This is a genomic window from Rhodococcus sp. DK176, from assembly GCF_038447315.2.
GTDB classification, from domain to species: domain Bacteria; phylum Actinomycetota; class Actinomycetes; order Mycobacteriales; family Mycobacteriaceae; genus Rhodococcus_F; species Rhodococcus_F jostii_A.
Genome location: NZ_CP118321.2, coordinates 7,585,573 through 7,603,740 on the forward strand (window position 1 = coordinate 7,585,573; position 18,168 = coordinate 7,603,740).

Here is an 18,168-nt window from a genome sequence, read left to right on the forward strand (position 1 = left end):
CTCTCGCCGCCCGCCGAGGTCGGGATCAGGCGGCGGGATTGTTTGTTTCCCAGAAACATTCGTCCGGGACCCCATTGGTGCAGAGCTGGAGAGGTCCCGCAGACGACTGGCGGCCGTGACGGTGAGTCGGGGTGTCCAGCCCGCGACGCTGCCACCCGCGTCGGTGTCCGACACCGGGACCTGGGAAGGGCGGTGCCTCGGTCGCGTTCGGTGCTAGGTCAGTGCTTTGCTTTTGATCGTCTCGAACTCCTGCGGTGTGATCGCCCCCGAATCGAGCAGCGCCTTGGCGTCGGTGATCTGCTGGGCCGGGGATTTGCCCGCGACGTCCCGGATGTAGGGGTCCTGGGCCTGTTTGACCTGACGGAAGGCCGCCGCGGACCGCTCGGTCATGCCCTGGTTGCGCACGATCAGGTAGATCAGCGCCGACAGGAACGGGATCAGGAACAAGAACAACAGCCACAGCGCCTTGAGCCACCCGGACATCTGGTGGTCCCGGAACAGGTCGGTGATGATCGCAAACAGCACCCTCAGGTAGGCCACGAACAGGAAGAAGACGACGATAAACCAGAAGAACTCCCAGAAACTGTCCATTGTTGTGCTCCGTCCACTTGGTGATTCCGGTCAGGAGGCCAGGGTCCTGGCCTCCTGGTCGTTGAACTCGTCGTCGGTGAGCACCTCCTGATCGCGCAGTTCACCGAGCTGCTTCAACGCCGTGAGACGGTCGGTACCGCCGGTCGGTGGTGGCGATGCCGGTGGGGTGGACGGCGGCTGTGGCGCAGCCGACGGCGGCTGTTGGGCGGCCCAGCGCTGGCCTTGCCGCCGCGAGACCCGGCCTGACACGGTGGTCGCGGTTCCCGCGATCACGGCGGTGCGGGTAATTCCGCGGAGAAGTCCGGGCATCGTGCGCTCCTCCTGCTATCGGGTGGGGCCGTCGAGAGAATCGAGCGTCGCCAGGTGCCTTGGACGGGTATCCGTCCCGACGCGACGAGTTGGGCTCCTTCACGACGTAGCGCGGAGGCGAACGGTGCGGCCCAGCGGTTCTCGTACACGAGGATCGCGCCGACACAGCCCGGTTCGAGGACGGCTCCCGCCTGCTCGAGATCGCCGCGGTCGATCAGGCCCGACGATGCCTCGGCGAACAGGGTCACGTCGACGGTCCCGGTGAAGCCCAGATCCTCGACGGCAATCCCTGCGAGCGATCCGTCGGCGTCTTTGCGGACGAAGACCAGGTCGAGTACCCGGATGATGTTCGCCTCGACCAGGTCGAGCAGCAGGGGAAGAGCCGAGCCGTCGGGCGGGTGGTCGGCGGGAAACTCCACGACCAGGTAGTCGATGGGCCCGACGTCGTCGAAATCGGTGTCGGTCACCGCGCTGACCTCGCTTCTGAAGACCGCAGCGATACAACATCAGGCGAAATATCTGCGCCTCCGGGCATGCGAAATGCCTCGTACCAGCACGCACAGTTTCCCATCCACGCCTCAGAACGCGCCGGAAAACGACAACACCCGACCGCCCAGGCAGCCCTGAGTATTTTTCTCGTCCGGATCTTCGACTCCTGGCTATTCCGCTGGGTGATCAGCTCGCGCGGGAACCGCTCGGAGGCGCAACCGTCAGCCGAAACGCCGGCCTGGGTAGTGTGCTCGTCATTCCGGGACCGCCGTGGGCATGGACCGTCCTCGGTATCGACTGCCCGTCGGTGCTTCGGTTCGGCGGCCGCGATCGCGCCCCGGGCCCGCGCCCGCCTGAACCGACGTCTACGCCCGGATGCCCGTCGAGCCCGATTCCGGCAGCGTCCGTCGAACGACTGGCCGGGAATGCGCGCAAGTCGCGGTGGCGTACCCGTCGCGCGGCGCACACTTGGGAGCGCGCGTACAGCATCCGAGTCCACAGAGGTGAACCATCGTGCCCGATAAATCGAGCGTCAATCAGCAGATCGCAGCTGACACGGTGATCGGTGCCGCGGTCTTGCTGGTCACCGTCGGCGTGCTGCATATCCTTCAGGGGATCGCCGCGGTCGCCAATGATGACGCCCTCGTCGTCATTGCCGAGTACACCTACGAATTCGATCTGACCGTGTGGGGGTGGATCCACATCGTGCTCGGGGTGGTGATCGCGCTGGTCGGTGCCGCCCTGTTCCGCGGTGGAATATGGGCGCGGACGTTGACGGTCACCATCGCGGCACTATCGATCGTCGTCAACTTCCTGTGGCTGCCCCATTACCCGGCGTGGGCACTGCTGATCATCGCGCTCGACACGGCGGTGATCTGGGCGGTACTGACCTGGATTCCGAATCCGGCTGGTACTAGGTGACTCGCGGCGATCAACGAACGTCCTGCAGGACGCACACAGGCCGGCACATTCGGGTACGCCGCGCACAGTCATCCGGCTGATGCCACCCAGGGTGCGGTCGACGCGCCGTGTCCGCGATGGCGTCGACCGTGCGACTGTTCGAGGGACGGCTGGTCGGGCCGGTTCACCATAAAGGTTCCCGCCCGGTGTCGGCTCTACCTCCGCGTGCACGGTGTTATTTGTGGGTGGTGAGGATCATCCCGTCGCCCTCGTCCCGGCAGTATGTACGACGACTTGTCGTCCTGCCAACGGACACGTCAGACTCCTTGTAGGCGGTCAGTTCGCCTCCGGTTGGGCGGACACGGTTTCTCCGGATCAGTGGAGACGAGAATTCTGGGTCGTCGGCCACGAAACAGCTGATTGACACGCTGGCGTAAATACCCGGACGGGGTTCCTTCGCCCGAGTTGGCTTGGTTTGCCGCGCAAACCAACCGACCGAAGGAACCCCATGACCAAGTGTGCCAGGGAAGTGATGGAGATCTTGGAAGCCTACGACCTGACCCAGTGTGCGCATTCGGCGGCGCAGCTGGTCGGGTGTGACGAGAAGACGGTGGCCAGGTATGTCGCGCTCCGCGACGCCGGCCGCGACCCGGCCGAGCGTGAGCGCCGCGCACGCTCGATCGACCCGTTCCTCGGGAAGATCGAGGAGCTGGTGGAGGCCTCACAGGGCCGGATCCGGGCGGACGTGGTGCACGACAAGCTCACCGCGATGGGCTTCGACGGCACCGACCGCACCACCCGCCGCGCGGTCGCCGAGCTCAAGGCGAGCTACCGGGCCGGGCACCGCCGGAAGTATCGGCCTGGGGGCACCTCCCACGCAGTGGGGGAGGATCCCGGAGCCGGGCATGTGGCTGCAGTTCGATTGGGGCGAGGGCCCGCGGGTCGGTGGCCGGCGTACCCAACTGTTCTGCGCGTGGTTGTCGTGGTCGAGGTTTGCCGGTGGTGGTGCCGGCGTGGGACCAGCAGCTCCCGACGTTGATCGCCTGCCTGGACACCACGCTGCGCCGGATCGGTGGGGCGCCGACGTATCTGCTGACCGACAATCCCCGAACCGTCACGATGGACCGGATCGCCGGTGTCCCCGTCCGTCACCCCGACATCGTTTCCGCAGGAAGGCATTACGGCTGCGTCGTGCACACGTGTGAACCGTTCGATCCGGAATCGAAGGGCGGCGCCGAGCATACGGTCAAGATCGCGAAGGCCGATCTGGTGCCGACCGAGGCGAACCTGCTCGAGGAATACCCGAGTTTCGCCGAGCTCGTCGACGCATGTGAGCGGTGGTGCGAGAAGGTCAACGCCCGCCCGCATCGCGCCGTCGGGGCCGCCCCGGCCGAGCGGTTGGCAACCGAACTCGGCAGGCTGCACGTGCTGCCCGAGGATCCGCATCTGCTTGCCCTCGGTGAGGAGCGCCTCGTCGGCTTCGACCAGACCGTCAGCTGGGGCAACGTGCGGTACTCGACCCCGGACGGGCACCAAGGGACGAAGGTGTGGTGCCGGGTCACCGGCGACGAATTGGTGATCGTCGCCCGCACCGGAAGCGGTGTCGCGGAGATCGCCCGCCACCGACTGTCCACCCCAGGGAACCCAAGAATCGTCGCCGCGCATTACCCGCATCACCCCGACGACGGATCGGTGCTGCGCCTGCCCAAACCCCGCCCGCGCACCGCGGCCGAGATCGACTTCCTCGCCCTCGGCGAGGGCGCACACCGCTGGCTGACCGAGGCCGCCGCCGGAGGGGTCGTCCGGATCCGCCACAAGATGGCCAGGGCAGTCGAATTCACCCACGTCCCCGGGCGCCGGACGGGTCGATCAGGCATTGGCCGTGGCCGCGGCGGCGGGCCGGTTCGGCGACCGTGATCTCGCCTCGATCCTCGACCACCTTGCCGCCGCCGCACAGCCCGGACCTGTGGTTGTGGTCGACGAAACCCACACCACTTGGGCCCGGCACCGCCGGGTGGGGCCGGGTGGGCGCATGAACAGCAATTCGGCGCCGCCCCTCCCCGACGAGCTGGCCAAGATCTGCACCCGCATGCGGCTGCCGTATCTGCGCAAGGCCGCCCCCGACGTGCTCGCGACCGCCCGGGCCCAACGCTGGGACCCGGCCGAGGTGGTGCGGGTGCTGCTGCAAGAGGAAGTCGTCGGCCGGGACGCCGCCACCCGCCGGATGCGCCGCAAGAACGCGAAATTCCCGACCGGCAAGACGTTCTCGTCGTGGCGCCCGGAGGAGTCCTCGATTCCCGAGGCCACCCAGAACGCGCTCACCACGCTCGAATGGGTGCACCGCCGGGAGAACCTGGCCGTGTCCGGAGCGTCCGGGACGGGGAAGAGTCATTTCGTCGAAGCGCTCGCGCACGCCGCGATCGAGGCCGACCTGCGGGTGCTGTGGTTCACCCTCGAAACCCTCACCCAGACGGTGAACAAGGCGAAGGCCGACGGGTCGGTCGCCCGCACGGTGGCGAAGGTCTGCTCCTGCGATCTCGTGGTGGTCGATGACATCGGCATGCTGCCCGCCGGGCAGGACGCCGCCGAGGCGTTCTACCGCATCGTCGACGCCGCATACGAACGCCGCTCGGTCGCCGTGACGTCGAACATTCACCCGTCTGGATTCGACACGATCATGCCGAAGACCCTGGCCACCGCTACTGTCGATCGGCTCCTGCACCACGCCCACGTCATCGTGACCAAGGGCGATTCACACCGCCTCGCCGACGCCCTCGCCGGCAAGGGCGTGCACCCACTCGACTAACGACGCGGACCAACGGCACGGGCCGCCACCGGTCTTCAACGACCACACATCCGGAAGTTTGATGTCCACAGATCCGGAGATCTCATGTCCGCCCGCCCGGACTTCCTCGCGTCCGTTGACACTTTCGGGGATGATTGTCAGTGGTGCAGGGCGGTGACCGAATTGCGGATCTGGGCGCGCTGCTTGGTGTCGAGGCCACGGACTCGGGTCCGATTTCGGCCTCGACGCGAGATTCGGGACGAGATTGTGCGGGAAGTCTGGTTGCGTGACGACATTCCGACATTGTCTGACAGACACTCGACCGAGCGGGCATCGGGAGCGGCAGGTGTGAAGCGGGGAGGGTGAGTGAGAATGAATCATATACGGGTACATGCAGTTTGGGCCAAGGAGGCGTTCTGTGTTAGCCGTATTCCTTGCCGATATGCACCGCACACTCTGCCGGTCGCTCGTTGACTCACATTCACGATTAGTCTGTGCGGTGATGGATACGTCCGAGGAGGCCGCGCGTGCGTCGGCGGCCATGACTGCGGAAGGCTAGCGGAGTTGGCCATGAACGTTATCAGCGGTGCCGCGCGTGCCGCCAGAAATGCAGTCGCGGTTCTTCGGAACGCGGGTGAGGGCGCCTGGTCCTTTACGAGCAGCAAGCGGCGGCAACGGACGCAGACGTCGGAGGAAGCCAGAGCCGGACTCGAGGTGGAACCCCAGATCACCATCAAGCCTGAGTCGGAGCCGACCCCGTCCGAGGTGCCGCCCGCGAAGAAGGCTGTAGCCGAGTCACCTGCGAAGGAGGTCGCTTCCGCCAATCCGACCCGGTCGGAGACGCGGCCCACCAAGCGAGGCGCCAAGGCAATCGCCGAACGGGTGCCGTCCGAGACGCCGCCCTTGAGGAAGACTGCGGCCGCCCGGTCCGAGACGCCGCCCGCCAAGGAGGGTTCTGTGAAGGCGCCCGCGAAGAAGGCTGCCGCCAAGGCGCCTTCGAAGAAGGCTGCTGCGAAGGCACCTGCAAAGAAGGCTGCCGCCAAGGCACCTTCGAAGAAGGCTGCTGCGAAGGTGCCAGTGAAGAAGGCTGCCGCGGAGGTGCCCGCGAAGAAGGCTGCGGCCGGGAAGGTTCCCGTGAGGAAGGCTGCGGCCGCCAATCCGGCCCGGTCGGAGACGACCCGCGCCAAGCGAGGTGCCAAGGCAATCGCCAAACGGGTGCCGTCCGAGGTGCCGCCCGTGAGGAAGGTTGCGGCCGCGAAGGCGCCTGTGAAGAAGGCTGCCTCCGAGGCGCCGGCGAAGAAGACCGCTGCAAGAACCGCGAAGAAGGCCGCTGCGAAGGTGCCCGCGAAGAAGGCCGCTGCGAAGGCGCCTGTGAAAAAGGCCGCTGGGAAGGCACCCGTGAGGAAGGCGGCGGCGGCCGGTAATGAGTGATGTACTTACCGGTGCGCGATGCTCATAAGGGCCTGGACCTGTGTTGCCGAGCGTTCGCCCCACCCGGGGGAGCGGGCGCTCAGCTGTCGGTTGCCGAGCCAGGGATAGGGGTCTGGGGTGTCGAACGTCCCGCCCGGGCTTCTTCGTGTCCATTGACAGCGAGGTCGGCCGCCTCGGAGTGGCGGGCAGGACCGGTGCGTGGTGTAGGTGCTGTCTCGGCTCCGGCATCAACGAACTCGCACGTCTCTCACGATCGGGGATGAACCCGGCGGACCACCGTTCGCCTCTGGGATCGCGCCTGCATCGCGCCGAGGACCTGCTGCGCCGGCTGCCGGATACTGGCCTCGTTCGGGAATGGATGGGCTTCGGGAGCGCGGGGTGCGAGTGGCCGCGGCAATGTCTGTCGGGGCGCCGATCAGGAGCGGGGACGTGTCGTTTCTACTGTTCACAGTGGCTATTTCGCGCTGTCTCCGGGGTATCGCGCGGTGAAATGCGCGATAAGCGAACCTGACTACAAGAGCCCACGATGCACAGCACGATCCGTGCAGCAATCGGGGTAATCCACTCACCCACGACAGGACCGAGAAGTGGGACGTCGGCCCTCTAGTCGAACTGTCAAGTATTTGAATCAGTTCGAGCTGAATGCGCCCACGCGGAACTATCCGACGGGGTCCGTTGTTGACGTATGCAGCAGTCGCGAAGTATCGCGGCACTCGACGAAGGGGTACAAGAGATATGCGCATCGGAATCATCGGAGCTGGTCAGATCGGTGGCACGCTTACACGCAGGCTGACTGCGCTCGGTCACGATGTGCGCGTGTCGAACTCTCGGACACCCGACACCCTCGCAGACCTCGAGGCGGAGACCGGCGCAAAGGCGGTACTGAACACCGAAGCCGCCGAGGGTGCAGACCTGGTGATCGTGAGCATCCCGCAGAAGGACGTCGTGGACCTTCCCTCCGACATCCTCGCAGGCGCTGCCGCTGGTGCTCCGGTGATCGAGACAAACAACTACTACCCGCAGCAGCGAGACGGATTGATCGCCGCCATCGAAGGCGGTCAGGCAGAAAGTGAATGGGTGCAAGAACGCCTCGGGGTGCCGGTGTTCAAGGCATTCAACGGAATCTGGTGGAAGCACCTTCTCGAGAAGGGCCTACCGGAAGGCTCGAGCGGCCGGATCGCGCTCCCCGTCGCCGGCGATGACGCACTGAAGAAGCAGGTGGTATTCGATCTGATCAATCAACTCGGATTTGACCCTGTCGATGCGGGCACAGTCGAAGACTCCTGGCGTCAGCAGCCGGGAACCCCAGTCTACGGCAAGGATTTTGATCGGGAAGCTACGTTGAAGGCACTGGCGCAGGCAACGCGTGAGCGCACAGACGAGTGGCGTGCTGTGGCGCAGTGAGTGCTCGGCCGGTGGGTTGGTCCTGGTGCGACGCGCGTCCAGGACGGCATCGGTATCGAGACGGCGGGGGGCGCGGGCGCCCGATCCGGTGTACGGCCGCCATCCGCTGGGCAGGGTGCGGGCGCTACTCGTGTCGGTGGTTGTTGCGGCGGTGGAACAGGATCGGGTCCTGGTCGACGATTCGGTCCCGCTGGCTCCGGGGTGGCCTGCCTACACAACACCACATTGCGACCCGCGCTAGCCGGGGTGTCGTGATTTGGCTCGTTGACACACAACTTGTTGGACACGCGCAATAGCTGAACGCCACTTCCGATGCCGTCGCCGCTCCGCAGCGCGTTCAAACACAAGGTCTGGCGAACTCGACTGCCGTTAATGCATACAGCTCCCTGGGACTCCACCAGCTCCCAGGCAAAAGTCGGCCGGATACCCCTTGCATGCGTCGGAGGCTGCATCCTGGCCGCGCGGTGACGGGAACGAACCTCCAACTGAGGCGGCTTTAGTTTAGAGGCTGGCTACGCAGTCAGATCGATGATGAGCTTGCCTGGGTGGCCGTCGGAGAACGAGTCCACGAAGGCGGCCGGCAGCTGCTCGAATCCGGGCAATACCGATTGCACGGCCTCCAACTGTCCGGAACGGATGAGTTCGCCGAGCGTGACTTCAACCTCTGCTGCGCGGTCCATGTAGTCGAGCGCGACGAATCCTTGTGTGAGGATACGCTTGGTGAGAAGCTGTCCGAAATTGTCTGGACCGGAGGGGCGTTCGGTCAAGTTGTAGCCGTCGATCAGGCCGCACAACGCGATGTGTGCGTGGTTGTTCAGCCGGGTGATCGATGCCTCGAACATCGGGCCCCCCGAGTTTTCGAAGAGGCGGTCGATGCCATCCGGTGTTGCCGCCTCGAGTTGGTCCTTCCAATCAGGGGCCTTGCGGTCGACGACGGCGTCGGCGCCCAGTCGGGCCACCATCGAGCACTTCTCGGCGCCTCCTGCGACGCCGACAACCTGTGCACCCGCCTGCTTTGCGAGCTGGACAGCCACGCTTCCGACTGCGCCCGAGGCGCCGGAGATCAAGACGGTGTGCCCTGGTTCCGGGCGCAGGATGTCGCACACTCCGGCCCACGCGGTCAGGCCCGTCATCCCGAGGACGCCAAGGTAGTGCTCCAAGGGAACGTCCTCGCGTGATGTGATCCGGTCCCAGTCGGTACCGGGCGAGCTGACGATCTGGCGCCGTTGCCAGCCGACGAAGCCACGAACGATGTCGCCGGCGGTGAAGTTGCTGTTGCGTGAGGCCCTCACGCGTGCCAGACCGAAAGCGCGAACTGGCTCTCCGAGTGCAACTGGGGGAAGATAACTCGGTCGGTCGTCGAGCCAGCCCCTGATGGCCGGATCGATCGAGATGAAGAGGGTCTCGAGTGCGACGTCGCCAGCCTCGAGTTCGGGCAGGGCGACGTCCTCCACGCGGAAGTCCTCCACGCTCACGTGCCCGTGGGGGCGCTGCGCCAGGACGATCTGTTGTGATGAATTCACGGTGTGCTCCTTCGTCACCACCGACGGTAGAAGTCATGACAAGGCGAAACTTGGCCCTATGCGCACGGGATTCGACGAGCGCGCACAGCGCGCATCTCAATGCCGAATGCGATGCGCCTGATGAAAGCAGGTGCGCGCAAACAGCCAAGACGTGATGTCCATCACTTCATAGGGTCGGTGGGAAATGGGCTTCGTGCCGAAGAGCCCACCTGAAAGATCCGGAGTCAACGCAATGAATGACACACGCGCCGACCGACCTCTCGAGATTGCGGTCACCATCGATGACTTCGTCCTGTGGGACGGCGTTCCCATGCCGGGCGACACGACTCCCACTGACATCACGCGTTCTGTGGCGAAAACGCTGAACGACTACGGACTCAAGGGGACCTACGGTTTCTCTCACACATACCGGCTCGAGAACGAGCCAGAGCAAATGGAGGCCTTCGAGGCGTGGGCCGAAGCGGGCCATCACCTGGGTAACCACACTCACCAGCATGCTCCACTGCGCTGGATGCCCGACGCGGCATTCCGATGCGATTTTGAGACTGCCGAGAAGTATATCGGTCATCTGATCGACGCCGCACCGTCGAAGTACTTCCGGTACCCCATGGACATGTCATCAGGATCCGAACGACGTCGAGGGGAAGTCGAGAATTACCTCGCAGATCTCGGCTACCGCACGGCCCCGATCACCAGTTGGTTCAGTGATTTCGCGTTCATCATGCCGTACTTCCGCGCGATGACCCTAGGCGACAGGGACGTGCAGAAGCAGGTACGCGACCTGCACGTGTCGACCGCGGTTGACATGCTCTACAAGCACGCGGACACCGCGCACACCCTGTTCGGTGCCGACGCACCCCTCATCTGGCTCGTACACGGCACCACGATCTCTCGTGACACCCTCGCTCCGATCCTCGAGGCATTCCTCGAGCGTGGCGTGGAGTTTGTCACCCTCAATGAGGCGATGAAGCATCCGGTGAACTTCGGGAAGCCGCCGTGTAATGAGAGCTTCACCAACCAACTACAGAGATTCGCGCTTGCTGCGGGCTTGCCGAAACCTGAACTCGACTTCGAGCGGCTGGCCGAGATCCTGAACCTCGCGCCCATTCCCGGCCTCGACACGATGGCGACCTACGAAGAGCGCATGTTCAAGCCGTTGGCAAAGCGGGTGGGAGCTGACTACGACTGGGATTGGTCCTGAGTCGGAAATCCAGATTCACACCGTCACACCGTCACATCTGAAAGCAGGATCATGCTCAACCTGGCCACCATGCTTGCCGACACCGCTCGACGCACTCCCAGCAGAACCGCTGTCATCGAAGGTGACCGAACCCTCACCTTCGGTGAAATCGATGCGGCTGCGAACAGTGTTGCCCATTTTCTTCTCTCCCTGGGGTTGCGCCCAGGCGACCGTGTCGCCCTGACGATCGCGAATGTTGTCGAGTTTCCGATCGTCTACTTCGGCATCCTCAAGGCCGGTGGAGCCGTCGTGCCGCTCAACACGATGCTCAAGCGGGAGGAGGTCGCCTACCACCTCCGTGACTCGGGCGCGACGGCCTACTTCTGTACCGTGCCGGGGCTCGACGACGAGGCGTGGCGCGGCTTCCAGGACGTCGAATCCTGCGAGCATCTGGTCACTGTTGGCCCCGCTTTGCTCGATGAGCCGGGCGTGGGAACAACCTTGGCTGAGGCATTGGCCGAACACCCAGCGGAAGACGTCCTGCAGGTGACCGAGGCAACGGACACCGCGGTGGTCCTGTACACGAGCGGGACGACCGGCAAGCCGAAGGGGGCGGAGCTCTCCCACGCCAACATCGTCCTCAACGCCATCGGGCATAACCAACTGCTCGACGCCCGAGCCGACGACGTACACCTGGTCACTCTTCCGCTCTTCCACTCGTTCGCACAGACCGTACAGCTGAACGCCGGTTTCGCAATGGGTGCCACCCTGGTCCTGCTGCCACGATTCGACGCAGCTCAGGCCCTGGCGTTGATGACACAGCACCGGGTAACGGTCTTCGCCGGTGTCCCGACGATGTACTGGGCCCTGCTCAACAAGGCCGCTGACGGAATAGACGTTGACCTCGCCGGTCTCCTGCGGGTCGCGCTGTCCGGCGCAGCTGCCATGCCCGTCGATGTGCTGGAGCGGTTCAGGGATGTCTTCGGTGTCGGGATCCGGGAAGGCTACGGACTCTCCGAAACCAGCCCGACCGTCACGTTCAACCCCCTCGACCAACCGAACCGGTCGGGATCGATCGGCAAACCGATCTGGGGAGTAGAGGTGAAGCTCATCGACGATCACTGGAACGAGGTCCCCGCCGGTGAACCAGGAGAACTCGCCGTACGTGGATACAACGTGATGAAGGGATACCTGGGGCGGCCCGAGGCGACAAAGGACGTGATCCGCGACGGCTGGTTCCGCACGGGCGATATCGCAACGCGAGACGAGGACGGCTACTACTTCATCGTCGATCGCGCCAAGGACTTGATCGTGCGGGGAGGCTTCAACGTCTATCCGCGTGAGCTCGAGGAGGTGATCATCGGCCATCCAGAGGTCAGCCTCGTGGCCGTCGTCGGAATCCCCGATGAGCGAAGCGGGGAGGAAGTGAAAGCCTTCGTCATCCGCGAGCCTGGATCGGAGTTGAGAGAAGAAGACCTGATCGGCTGGTCACGGGAACGGTTGGCGGCTTACAAGTACCCGCGCCTGGTGGAGTTCAGGGACACCTTGCCGATGAACGCGACAGGAAAACTCCTCAAGCGGGCTCTGCGATGATCACGCCGTTGGCGTGGGCGCCGGCGCGCGCTAGCGTCGACTGTGGCACGAGTCACAGTTTCGGCATACCGGTGTGAGAAGGTGTTGCGTCCTTGTATTCCGTCGATACGTTGCGCAGCAACGAGCACGACCAGCGTGAGCGCGGTGATTGGTGGCGCGATCAGGTCTCGTCGATCCACTGTCCGATGGCCTTCTCCCTTGCGGACAGCTACCGGGGAACCCTTCAGCATCAATACTCGGACACGTACCAGCTAGTTCGTTGGTGGGGCGAAGCGGAGGTCCTCTCCCGCACGGCAGCGGACATCCGTCGACATCCACATGGCGCCTACGAACTGCTCCTACCGGTCCGGGGTGAAGTAATCCTCGAGCAGGATCGTCGTGAAGCCACGATCACACCGGCGGTCATGGCTCTCACGTCGCTGGACACCGCGACTGTACTGCGCCATGGTGATGGCTTCTCCTCCGTTGCATTCGTGATTCCACGTGAGCGGATCGAGGCGCGGGTGCCGACATTGCCGCCCGCCGGCACCGTCCTCGATGCGACATCTGGACTGGGGCGCATCGTTGTCGACGTGGTCAGTAGTCTGCGCAGGGAGCGGCACGAGCTCACCGGTAGTCAGTTCGACGCGATCGCCGACCGAATCGTGGATCTCGTGGCGCTCGCCTACAACGCAGACACGGCCGCCCCCTCCGTCGATGTTCAGGAAGGGTTGGTCACCGCGATCCGACGCTTTGTTCGAGAGAATGCGCACGACCCGAACCTCACAGGTGCCGTGGTCGCGACGCGTCTCGGCTGGTCGCTCCGGCATGTTCAGGCCCAGTTGCAGCGGATTGGCACAACGCCGTCGGACCTCATCCGAGAGGAGCGTCTGGCGTTGGCCCGGTTGCGTCTTCAGGACCGTGGCTGGAGCCACCAGAGCGTGACTCAGGTGGCATACTCCTCAGGATTCGGCGACCTCAGCACTTTCAGTAATGCGTACCGGCGGGCCTTCGGTGAGCGCCCGTCCGACACACGTTCTGCGGCATCCGAAAACGACTGAATCAGCAGAACCCGCGGGCCCGCTCGACGACCGGGCTTGCCCTCAGCTCCGCTTGTGTCTACTGCGCACGACGCAAGCGAAGTGCGCTGACCCCCAAGAGATAACGTCAATGCGGTCCTAGCGTAGATAATATGAATAGTGCAACCACCTCCGAAGTGCGACCGGCACCCGACACCCTCTTCTCTGTCGCCGGGAGGACCGCCGTCGTAACCGGTGGCTCACGAGGGATCGGCGCCATGATCGCCCGTGGCCTGGTACAGGGCGGTGCCCACGTCGTCATCACCAGCCGAAAGGAAGAGCAATGCCGCGCGACGGCCGAAGCCATCCATTCCGAGGCAGACGCTGCGGGAACGGCAGGACGCTGCACCCCCGTCGCCAGTGACCTGTCGTCGGCCGAAGGGGTGACCGGTCTGGTCGACTGGCTCGGCGAGCACCTGACAAGCATCGACGTCCTGGTGAACAATGCCGGGGCCACCTGGGGTGCGCCACTTGAAGAGTTTCCCCTCATCGGTTGGACGAAGGTGCTCAACACCAACCTTGTCGCTCCGTTCTACCTCATCACCGGAACGCTTCCGCTTCTGCGCAATGCAGCACGCCCCGACCGGCCCGCTCGTGTCATCAACATCGGCAGCGTGGATGCCTTGACTACACCGAGCTGGGAGAACTACTCCTACAGCGCGAGTAAAGCCGGGCTGCACATGCTCACCCGCCATTTGGCCAAGCAACTGGCGGCCGACGGCATCACGGTCAACGCGATCGCCCCCGGCCCGATCTTGACGGACATGCTCGGACACGTCGCGGCGGATCCAGAGGTCGAGGCAGAGCTCCTCGGGCGCGTCCCGCTGGGCCGCTACGGACAAACCGACGACCTGATCGGCACGGTCCGGTTCCTAGCCTCACGTGCGGGCTCTTATCTGACCGGCAGCATCATTCCGCTCGACGGTGGGATCTCCGGCTGCGCCGGCTGAACCTTCGCCCCACCTTCTTCCACATCAGCAATCACCGATTCGAGGAACAACCCTGCCTGAAGCTGTCATCGCCGCCACTGCACTTTCGCCGATCGGTAGAGCGATCAAGAGCTCGTTGAAGGACATTCAGCCCGATGGCCTCACCGTCCAAACCGCGGATGTGGTGTCTCGCCGCTCTCGCGAGGGGGTGCCGAACCGGGCCGACACGGCGGCATCACCCTCGCAGGCTCGGGTGCTCACCGCCCTGCTGGTGCGCCGTGACCGGGACTGGCACCGGGCCCCGATCCGGGCGTGGGCGATCTGTGTCCTCGCCTCCGTGATCGCGGTCGCCGCCGTCGGTCTGCTGATCATCGTGGGATAAAGGCCTCGGTACCGACCGCCGAGCGCTTACGCTCGGCGAATGGCGATGAAGCTGCCCGCCGATGAGCGCCGCGCCCAACTTCTGGAGGCGGCGTTGACGATCGCGGCCGAGCGGGGCGTCGACGCGCTGACCATGCGCCCGCTCGCCGCTGCCGCCGGGACGTCCGTGGGGATTGTGCACTACCACTTCCACAACAAGGACACCCTCCTCACACAACTGGGGGAAACCCAGATCTTGCAGGTCAACGAGGGGATGCGGCTGGCGTTCGGGCAGTACACCGAACCCGCCGGGCTGTCGGGGATCCCGGCCCTCGAGGATCTGCTGCGCGCCGGGATCCGTGGTCTGTGGCCGATCATCGAGTCCACCCCCCACCACCAGCTGCTGACCTACGAGCTGACCGCCCACGCGCTGCGCCGACGCAGCGCCGGCAACCTGGCGGCCGGGGCGATCGCCCAGCGGCAGTACCGCACCATGGACGCCGAGACCGTCGCGTTCCTCACCCTGTGCGCGAGGCGAGCCGGCGTCACCTGGATCACCCCGGTCGATCAGGTCGCCCGGTTCGCGCTCACCTGCGTGAACGGGTTGGTGCTGCGCTGGCTCGTCGACCGGGACAGCGACGCCGCCCTGATCGCCCTCGACGACCTCGCGGCGATCCTCACCACCAAAGCCCGCTGACCCTCGGCTACGTCCTTACGGGCGTCGCCACCCGCGGACTGACCGCTCACTCTGCGAAGCGGCCTGGGGCGTCCACAACGTTGTGTCGCACAACGCAATAGCAAGCAGGGCGGGAGTTGAGCAAGAGTCCACTCCACCGGCTTTCCCCGGGCGCGTGGGATGAGCGGGCGGACACGGCGCTATCGTCTACCGCTTGGCGTAGTCGGCGACGCCGGTCCAGTCGATGACCACGCAGGGCTCATCGCCGAGAATCCAGGCGTCGTGTCCGGGCGGGCAGATCATGAGATCGCCGGGGCCGAACTCCATGTCCTGCCCGTCGTCCATGACGATCTTCATACGACCCGAGATGACGTAACCCATGTGAGCGGCCTGGCAGCTGTCTGTCTTGGCTATCGGTTTGACGTGTTTGGACCACTGCCAGCCGGGCTGGAAGGTCGCCCTCCCCACAGCGCCGGACGTGACGTTGACGAGTTCGAGCTTGCCCATGTCGTCCTCGAAGGGGCGGGTTTCCTCGGGCGAATCGAGACTCTTGCGGATGAGACCGGACATCGTTGTCCTCCCACGTCGTTTGGGCGGCACCCACAGATGCGGCGGATCTTCGACCGGCAAATCGGGAACCGCGGGCTGAAGCGAATTTGCTGCCTCTTCGATTCTGGGCGGGCACCCTGATTACCGCAATATCGAGCGTCAGTCCGTGGGCGAGCGCAGCGGTCGCACTGGGCGAACTGAGTCTTCTCGGAGCGCGGTGGATCCGTATCGGAGGGGTCACGGCCGAATGCCCCACGACGAGTACACCCTGCAACTGATGATGTGCGTGCTCGATCCGCACAGGCGGCGACACCGCGCTGCACCGCGGGCACGGGGGCACTGGGCACTGGGCACTGGGCACTGGAGATGATCCTCACCGAGAACTTCTGACAGCGGAAATGGCGCTGAACGAACCACAGTCCTGGGGCGATCCCGACCCTGGCATCGCTGGGCACTTCCACGGAAAGGGACTCTTTGGCCACGCTGGGCAGACTGTCCCGTGATTCGCCCAAAACCAATGTTCTGAGGATTCCGCACGGGACTGTGGCTGAGGTTGCCTGGGATCGAGCCGGGTAACGGTGGGTGTGCCCGCGCGGATACAGTCACCGTGTCCTGACGAGGGGGCGCGGAGGGAGCGGGACGTGGTGCGGCGCGGTGTGCGGGTCTTGATGGCGGCGGTGCTCGGTGTCCTCTTCCTCGCAATGATGGTTCCGGTGCCGGCGAGCGCGGAACCGCTGTACCCGTGGCCGGACCCGGATCCGTTCTACCTCGCGCCCGCCGATCTCGGGGCCACGGCGCCGGGCGAGGTGGTGCGGACGCGGCGGATCGACACCTGGATGTACGCCAATTCCGATGGGTGGCAGGTCGCGTTCCGGTCGACGAACTCGGCCGGCAACCCGATTCTGGCGGTCACCACGGTGCTCCTACCTAGGGGTGTGGCGAATCCGCCGTTGGTGTCGTATCAGGCGATCGTGAACTCGTTGGGAACCAAGTGCGCGCCCTCGCGGGCGTTGTTCAACCTGGAGATGCAGGAATCGCCGGGAATGTTGCTGGGTCTGCAGCGGGGGTGGGCGGTCTCGGTGCCCGATCACCTCGGCCCGACCGGTGCGTACGGTGCGGCCAAGCTCGGCGGCATGATCACCCTGGACAGTGTCCGTGCGGTGCAGCGGGTGACCGAATTGGGGCTGGCGAACAGTCCCGTGGCGCTGGCGGGTTACTCGGGTGGGGGGATGGCGAGTGCGTGGGCGGCGGCGCTCGCGCCGACCTATGCGCCGGAGCTGAGGCTGGCGGCGGTGGTGCAGGGCGGGGTGCCGGCGGATCTCGAGCAGATGGCCGAGGGGCTGGGGTTCAACCCGCATCCGGGGTTCGGGCTGGCCTTCGCGGCGGCGATCGGTCTCGAGCGGGAGTACCCGGACCGGTTGCCGGTGTCCTCGCAACTCAATGAGACCGGTCTGTGGTTGCGGGACTGGATGAGCAACGAGTGCCGGCGGTTCCTGCTGTTCCACGGTGCGTTCCGCAACGCCGGGCAGTTGGCGGCGTCGACGAGTCTGATGGCGAGTTCGGCGGCGCGTCAGGTGTTGCGGGAGAACAGCCTCCGCTATTTCGAGGGGGTGCCCACGGCGCCGGTGTACATGTGGCACGGCACGCTCGATGGGCTCACTCCGTTCGATTCGGTGGCGGAGGTGGCGCACCGGTACTGCGCGGCGGGTGCGAAGCTGACGTTCGTGCCGTACGACATTTCCGAGCACATGACCACCGCGGTGGTGGGTTTCCCGGATGCGTACGAGTTCATCGCGGCACGGTTCCGGGGGGAGCCCGCCCCGACACGGTGCTAACCACCGGACCCCGGCGCGGAAAAGCTGACGGTGGACGAATGTCGCTAGCAGCAAGGCGATTCCAGGTCTGATCCGGACCGGGCGCGGGAGATGAGCATCGTATCGCGCGACCGTGGGGTCCGTGTCGCGCGGAAACCGGCCTGAACTGACCGTTCTGCCTTACCGTGGCGGTACGGCAGGTGAGGAGGCGCGGGTGGCCCGGGACTTCGCGGGATGGTTGTCGTCTCAGGGCTGGACGGTGCTTGCCGACACGGATGTCGTGGACATCGTCGCCGAGAAGGACGGCCGCCGGCTCTACGCCGAGGTCAAGGGTGCGAGCGCCGCGCCGGATTTGGACGTCGATACCGCCATCGGGCAGCTGGTGCGGCGGATGCCGAGCGAGGCCGATCAGTCGGTCTCGTTTGCGCTGGTCGTGCAGGACGAGCCGCGATCGGTGGACGCCGCGGGGCGGGCACCGCAACGGATTCTCGATCTGTTGGGGATGGCGCTGTATGCGGTCGATGAGGACGGCGGGGTGCGGCAGCTCTCCGGCCGCGTGTGAAGACCATCCCCCTGG

At 65.3% G+C, this 18,168-nt stretch carries 16 protein-coding genes and 2 pseudogenes; 13 read left to right on the plus strand and 5 right to left on the minus strand.

Annotated elements, in window-relative coordinates:
* Positions 1-213: 213 nt before the first annotated feature.
* From PSR88_RS35360 to PSR88_RS35370, 3 genes and pseudogenes are all read right to left on the minus strand, one after another.
* Positions 214-591 (minus strand): SHOCT domain-containing protein, encoded by a 378-nt coding sequence (locus tag PSR88_RS35360; RefSeq protein WP_011598706.1) that lies wholly within the window; start codon positions 589-591, stop codon positions 214-216.
* A 30-nt stretch (positions 592-621) separates the two neighbouring features.
* Positions 622-900, minus strand: coding sequence for a hypothetical protein (locus PSR88_RS35365; protein WP_016880218.1), 279 nt, complete (start codon positions 898-900; stop codon positions 622-624).
* 15 nt (positions 901-915) lie between these two features.
* Positions 916-1,367: pseudogene (locus PSR88_RS35370) on the minus strand (DUF6325 family protein).
* A 535-nt stretch (positions 1,368-1,902) separates the two neighbouring features.
* Here PSR88_RS35370 and PSR88_RS35375 point away from each other — a divergent pair.
* The 5 genes and pseudogenes from PSR88_RS35375 to PSR88_RS35395 all read left to right on the plus strand — a co-directional run bounded on the left by PSR88_RS35375 (position 1,903) and on the right by PSR88_RS35395 (position 7,909).
* Positions 1,903-2,310 carry a hypothetical protein gene (locus PSR88_RS35375; RefSeq protein WP_011598709.1) on the plus strand — a complete coding sequence of 136 codons (408 nt, stop codon included), beginning with the start codon at positions 1,903-1,905 and terminating at the stop codon, positions 2,308-2,310.
* A 487-nt stretch (positions 2,311-2,797) separates the two neighbouring features.
* Positions 2,798-4,325, plus strand: a pseudogene (gene istA, locus PSR88_RS35380) (IS21 family transposase).
* A complete protein-coding gene (gene istB / locus PSR88_RS35385; protein ID WP_029537648.1) occupies positions 4,322-5,095 on the plus strand; it encodes an IS21-like element helper ATPase IstB in 774 nt (257 codons plus the stop codon). Before istA ends, istB begins: the two are co-directional and overlap by 4 nt.
* A 549-nt stretch (positions 5,096-5,644) precedes the next feature.
* Positions 5,645-6,505 carry a hypothetical protein gene (locus PSR88_RS35390; RefSeq protein WP_011598718.1) on the plus strand — a complete coding sequence of 287 codons (861 nt, stop codon included), beginning with the start codon at positions 5,645-5,647 and terminating at the stop codon, positions 6,503-6,505.
* 642 nt (positions 6,506-7,147) lie between these two features.
* Complete coding sequence (locus tag PSR88_RS35395; RefSeq protein ID WP_081437500.1) at positions 7,148-7,909, plus strand: NAD(P)-binding domain-containing protein; 762 nt, start codon at positions 7,148-7,150, stop codon at positions 7,907-7,909.
* A gap of 512 nt (positions 7,910-8,421) precedes the next feature.
* Here the strand turns inward: PSR88_RS35395 and PSR88_RS35400 are convergent.
* Positions 8,422-9,432, minus strand: a complete 1,011-nt coding sequence (locus PSR88_RS35400; RefSeq protein WP_011598721.1) for an NADP-dependent oxidoreductase — start codon at positions 9,430-9,432, stop codon at positions 8,422-8,424.
* A gap of 232 nt (positions 9,433-9,664) precedes the next feature.
* On the opposite strand from PSR88_RS35400, the gene PSR88_RS35405 reads away from it, so the two are divergent.
* From PSR88_RS35405 to PSR88_RS35430, 6 genes are all read left to right on the plus strand, one after another.
* On the plus strand, positions 9,665-10,633 hold the full coding sequence (locus PSR88_RS35405; RefSeq protein WP_016880222.1) for a polysaccharide deacetylase family protein: 969 nt from the start codon (positions 9,665-9,667) through the stop codon (positions 10,631-10,633).
* Positions 10,634-10,684: 51 nt separating this feature from the next.
* Complete coding sequence (locus tag PSR88_RS35410; protein ID WP_011598723.1) at positions 10,685-12,205, plus strand: long-chain-fatty-acid--CoA ligase; 1,521 nt, start codon at positions 10,685-10,687, stop codon at positions 12,203-12,205.
* A gap of 92 nt (positions 12,206-12,297) precedes the next feature.
* Positions 12,298-13,245, plus strand: coding sequence for a helix-turn-helix transcriptional regulator (locus PSR88_RS35415; RefSeq protein ID WP_011598724.1), 948 nt, complete (start codon positions 12,298-12,300; stop codon positions 13,243-13,245).
* 131 nt (positions 13,246-13,376) lie between these two features.
* The gene (locus PSR88_RS35420) at positions 13,377-14,213 is read left to right on the plus strand and encodes an SDR family oxidoreductase (protein WP_011598725.1); all 837 of its coding nucleotides are present in this window, start codon (positions 13,377-13,379) and stop codon (positions 14,211-14,213) included.
* Positions 14,214-14,328: 115 nt separating this feature from the next.
* Positions 14,329-14,574 carry a hypothetical protein gene (locus PSR88_RS35425; RefSeq protein ID WP_011598726.1) on the plus strand — a complete coding sequence of 82 codons (246 nt, stop codon included), beginning with the start codon at positions 14,329-14,331 and terminating at the stop codon, positions 14,572-14,574.
* A 39-nt stretch (positions 14,575-14,613) separates the two neighbouring features.
* Positions 14,614-15,249 (plus strand): TetR/AcrR family transcriptional regulator, encoded by a 636-nt coding sequence (locus PSR88_RS35430; RefSeq protein ID WP_011598727.1) that lies wholly within the window; start codon positions 14,614-14,616, stop codon positions 15,247-15,249.
* 186 nt (positions 15,250-15,435) lie between these two features.
* On the opposite strand, the gene PSR88_RS35435 is transcribed toward PSR88_RS35430, so the two are convergent.
* On the minus strand, positions 15,436-15,798 hold the full coding sequence (locus PSR88_RS35435) for a cupin domain-containing protein (protein ID WP_011598728.1): 363 nt from the start codon (positions 15,796-15,798) through the stop codon (positions 15,436-15,438).
* A gap of 647 nt (positions 15,799-16,445) precedes the next feature.
* Here PSR88_RS35435 and PSR88_RS35440 point away from each other — a divergent pair.
* Both PSR88_RS35440 and PSR88_RS35445 read left to right on the plus strand, forming a co-directional pair.
* Entirely contained in the window at positions 16,446-17,612 is a 1,167-nt protein-coding gene (locus PSR88_RS35440) for a lipase family protein (RefSeq protein WP_029537654.1), read from the plus strand.
* A gap of 193 nt (positions 17,613-17,805) precedes the next feature.
* Positions 17,806-18,153 carry a hypothetical protein gene (locus PSR88_RS35445; RefSeq protein WP_016880227.1) on the plus strand — a complete coding sequence of 116 codons (348 nt, stop codon included), beginning with the start codon at positions 17,806-17,808 and terminating at the stop codon, positions 18,151-18,153.
* The last annotated feature ends 15 nt before the right edge of the window (positions 18,154-18,168 follow it).

Coding starts and splice junctions, on each gene's coding strand:
- PSR88_RS35360 (WP_011598706.1), bottom strand. CDS start 591: ATGGACAGTTTCTGGGAGTTCTTCTGGTTTATCGTCGTCTTCTTCCTG.
- PSR88_RS35365 (WP_016880218.1), bottom strand. CDS start 900: ATGCCCGGACTTCTCCGCGGAATTACCCGCACCGCCGTGATCGCGGGA.
- istB (WP_029537648.1), top strand. CDS start 4,322: ATGAACAGCAATTCGGCGCCGCCCCTCCCCGACGAGCTGGCCAAGATC.
- PSR88_RS35390 (WP_011598718.1), top strand. CDS start 5,645: ATGAACGTTATCAGCGGTGCCGCGCGTGCCGCCAGAAATGCAGTCGCG.
- PSR88_RS35395 (WP_081437500.1), top strand. CDS start 7,148: ATGCGCCCACGCGGAACTATCCGACGGGGTCCGTTGTTGACGTATGCA.
- PSR88_RS35405 (WP_016880222.1), top strand. CDS start 9,665: ATGAATGACACACGCGCCGACCGACCTCTCGAGATTGCGGTCACCATC.
- PSR88_RS35410 (WP_011598723.1), top strand. CDS start 10,685: ATGCTCAACCTGGCCACCATGCTTGCCGACACCGCTCGACGCACTCCC.
- PSR88_RS35420 (WP_011598725.1), top strand. CDS start 13,377: ATGAATAGTGCAACCACCTCCGAAGTGCGACCGGCACCCGACACCCTC.
- PSR88_RS35430 (WP_011598727.1), top strand. CDS start 14,614: ATGGCGATGAAGCTGCCCGCCGATGAGCGCCGCGCCCAACTTCTGGAG.
- PSR88_RS35435 (WP_011598728.1), bottom strand. CDS start 15,798: ATGTCCGGTCTCATCCGCAAGAGTCTCGATTCGCCCGAGGAAACCCGC.
- PSR88_RS35440 (WP_029537654.1), top strand. CDS start 16,446: ATGGCGGCGGTGCTCGGTGTCCTCTTCCTCGCAATGATGGTTCCGGTG.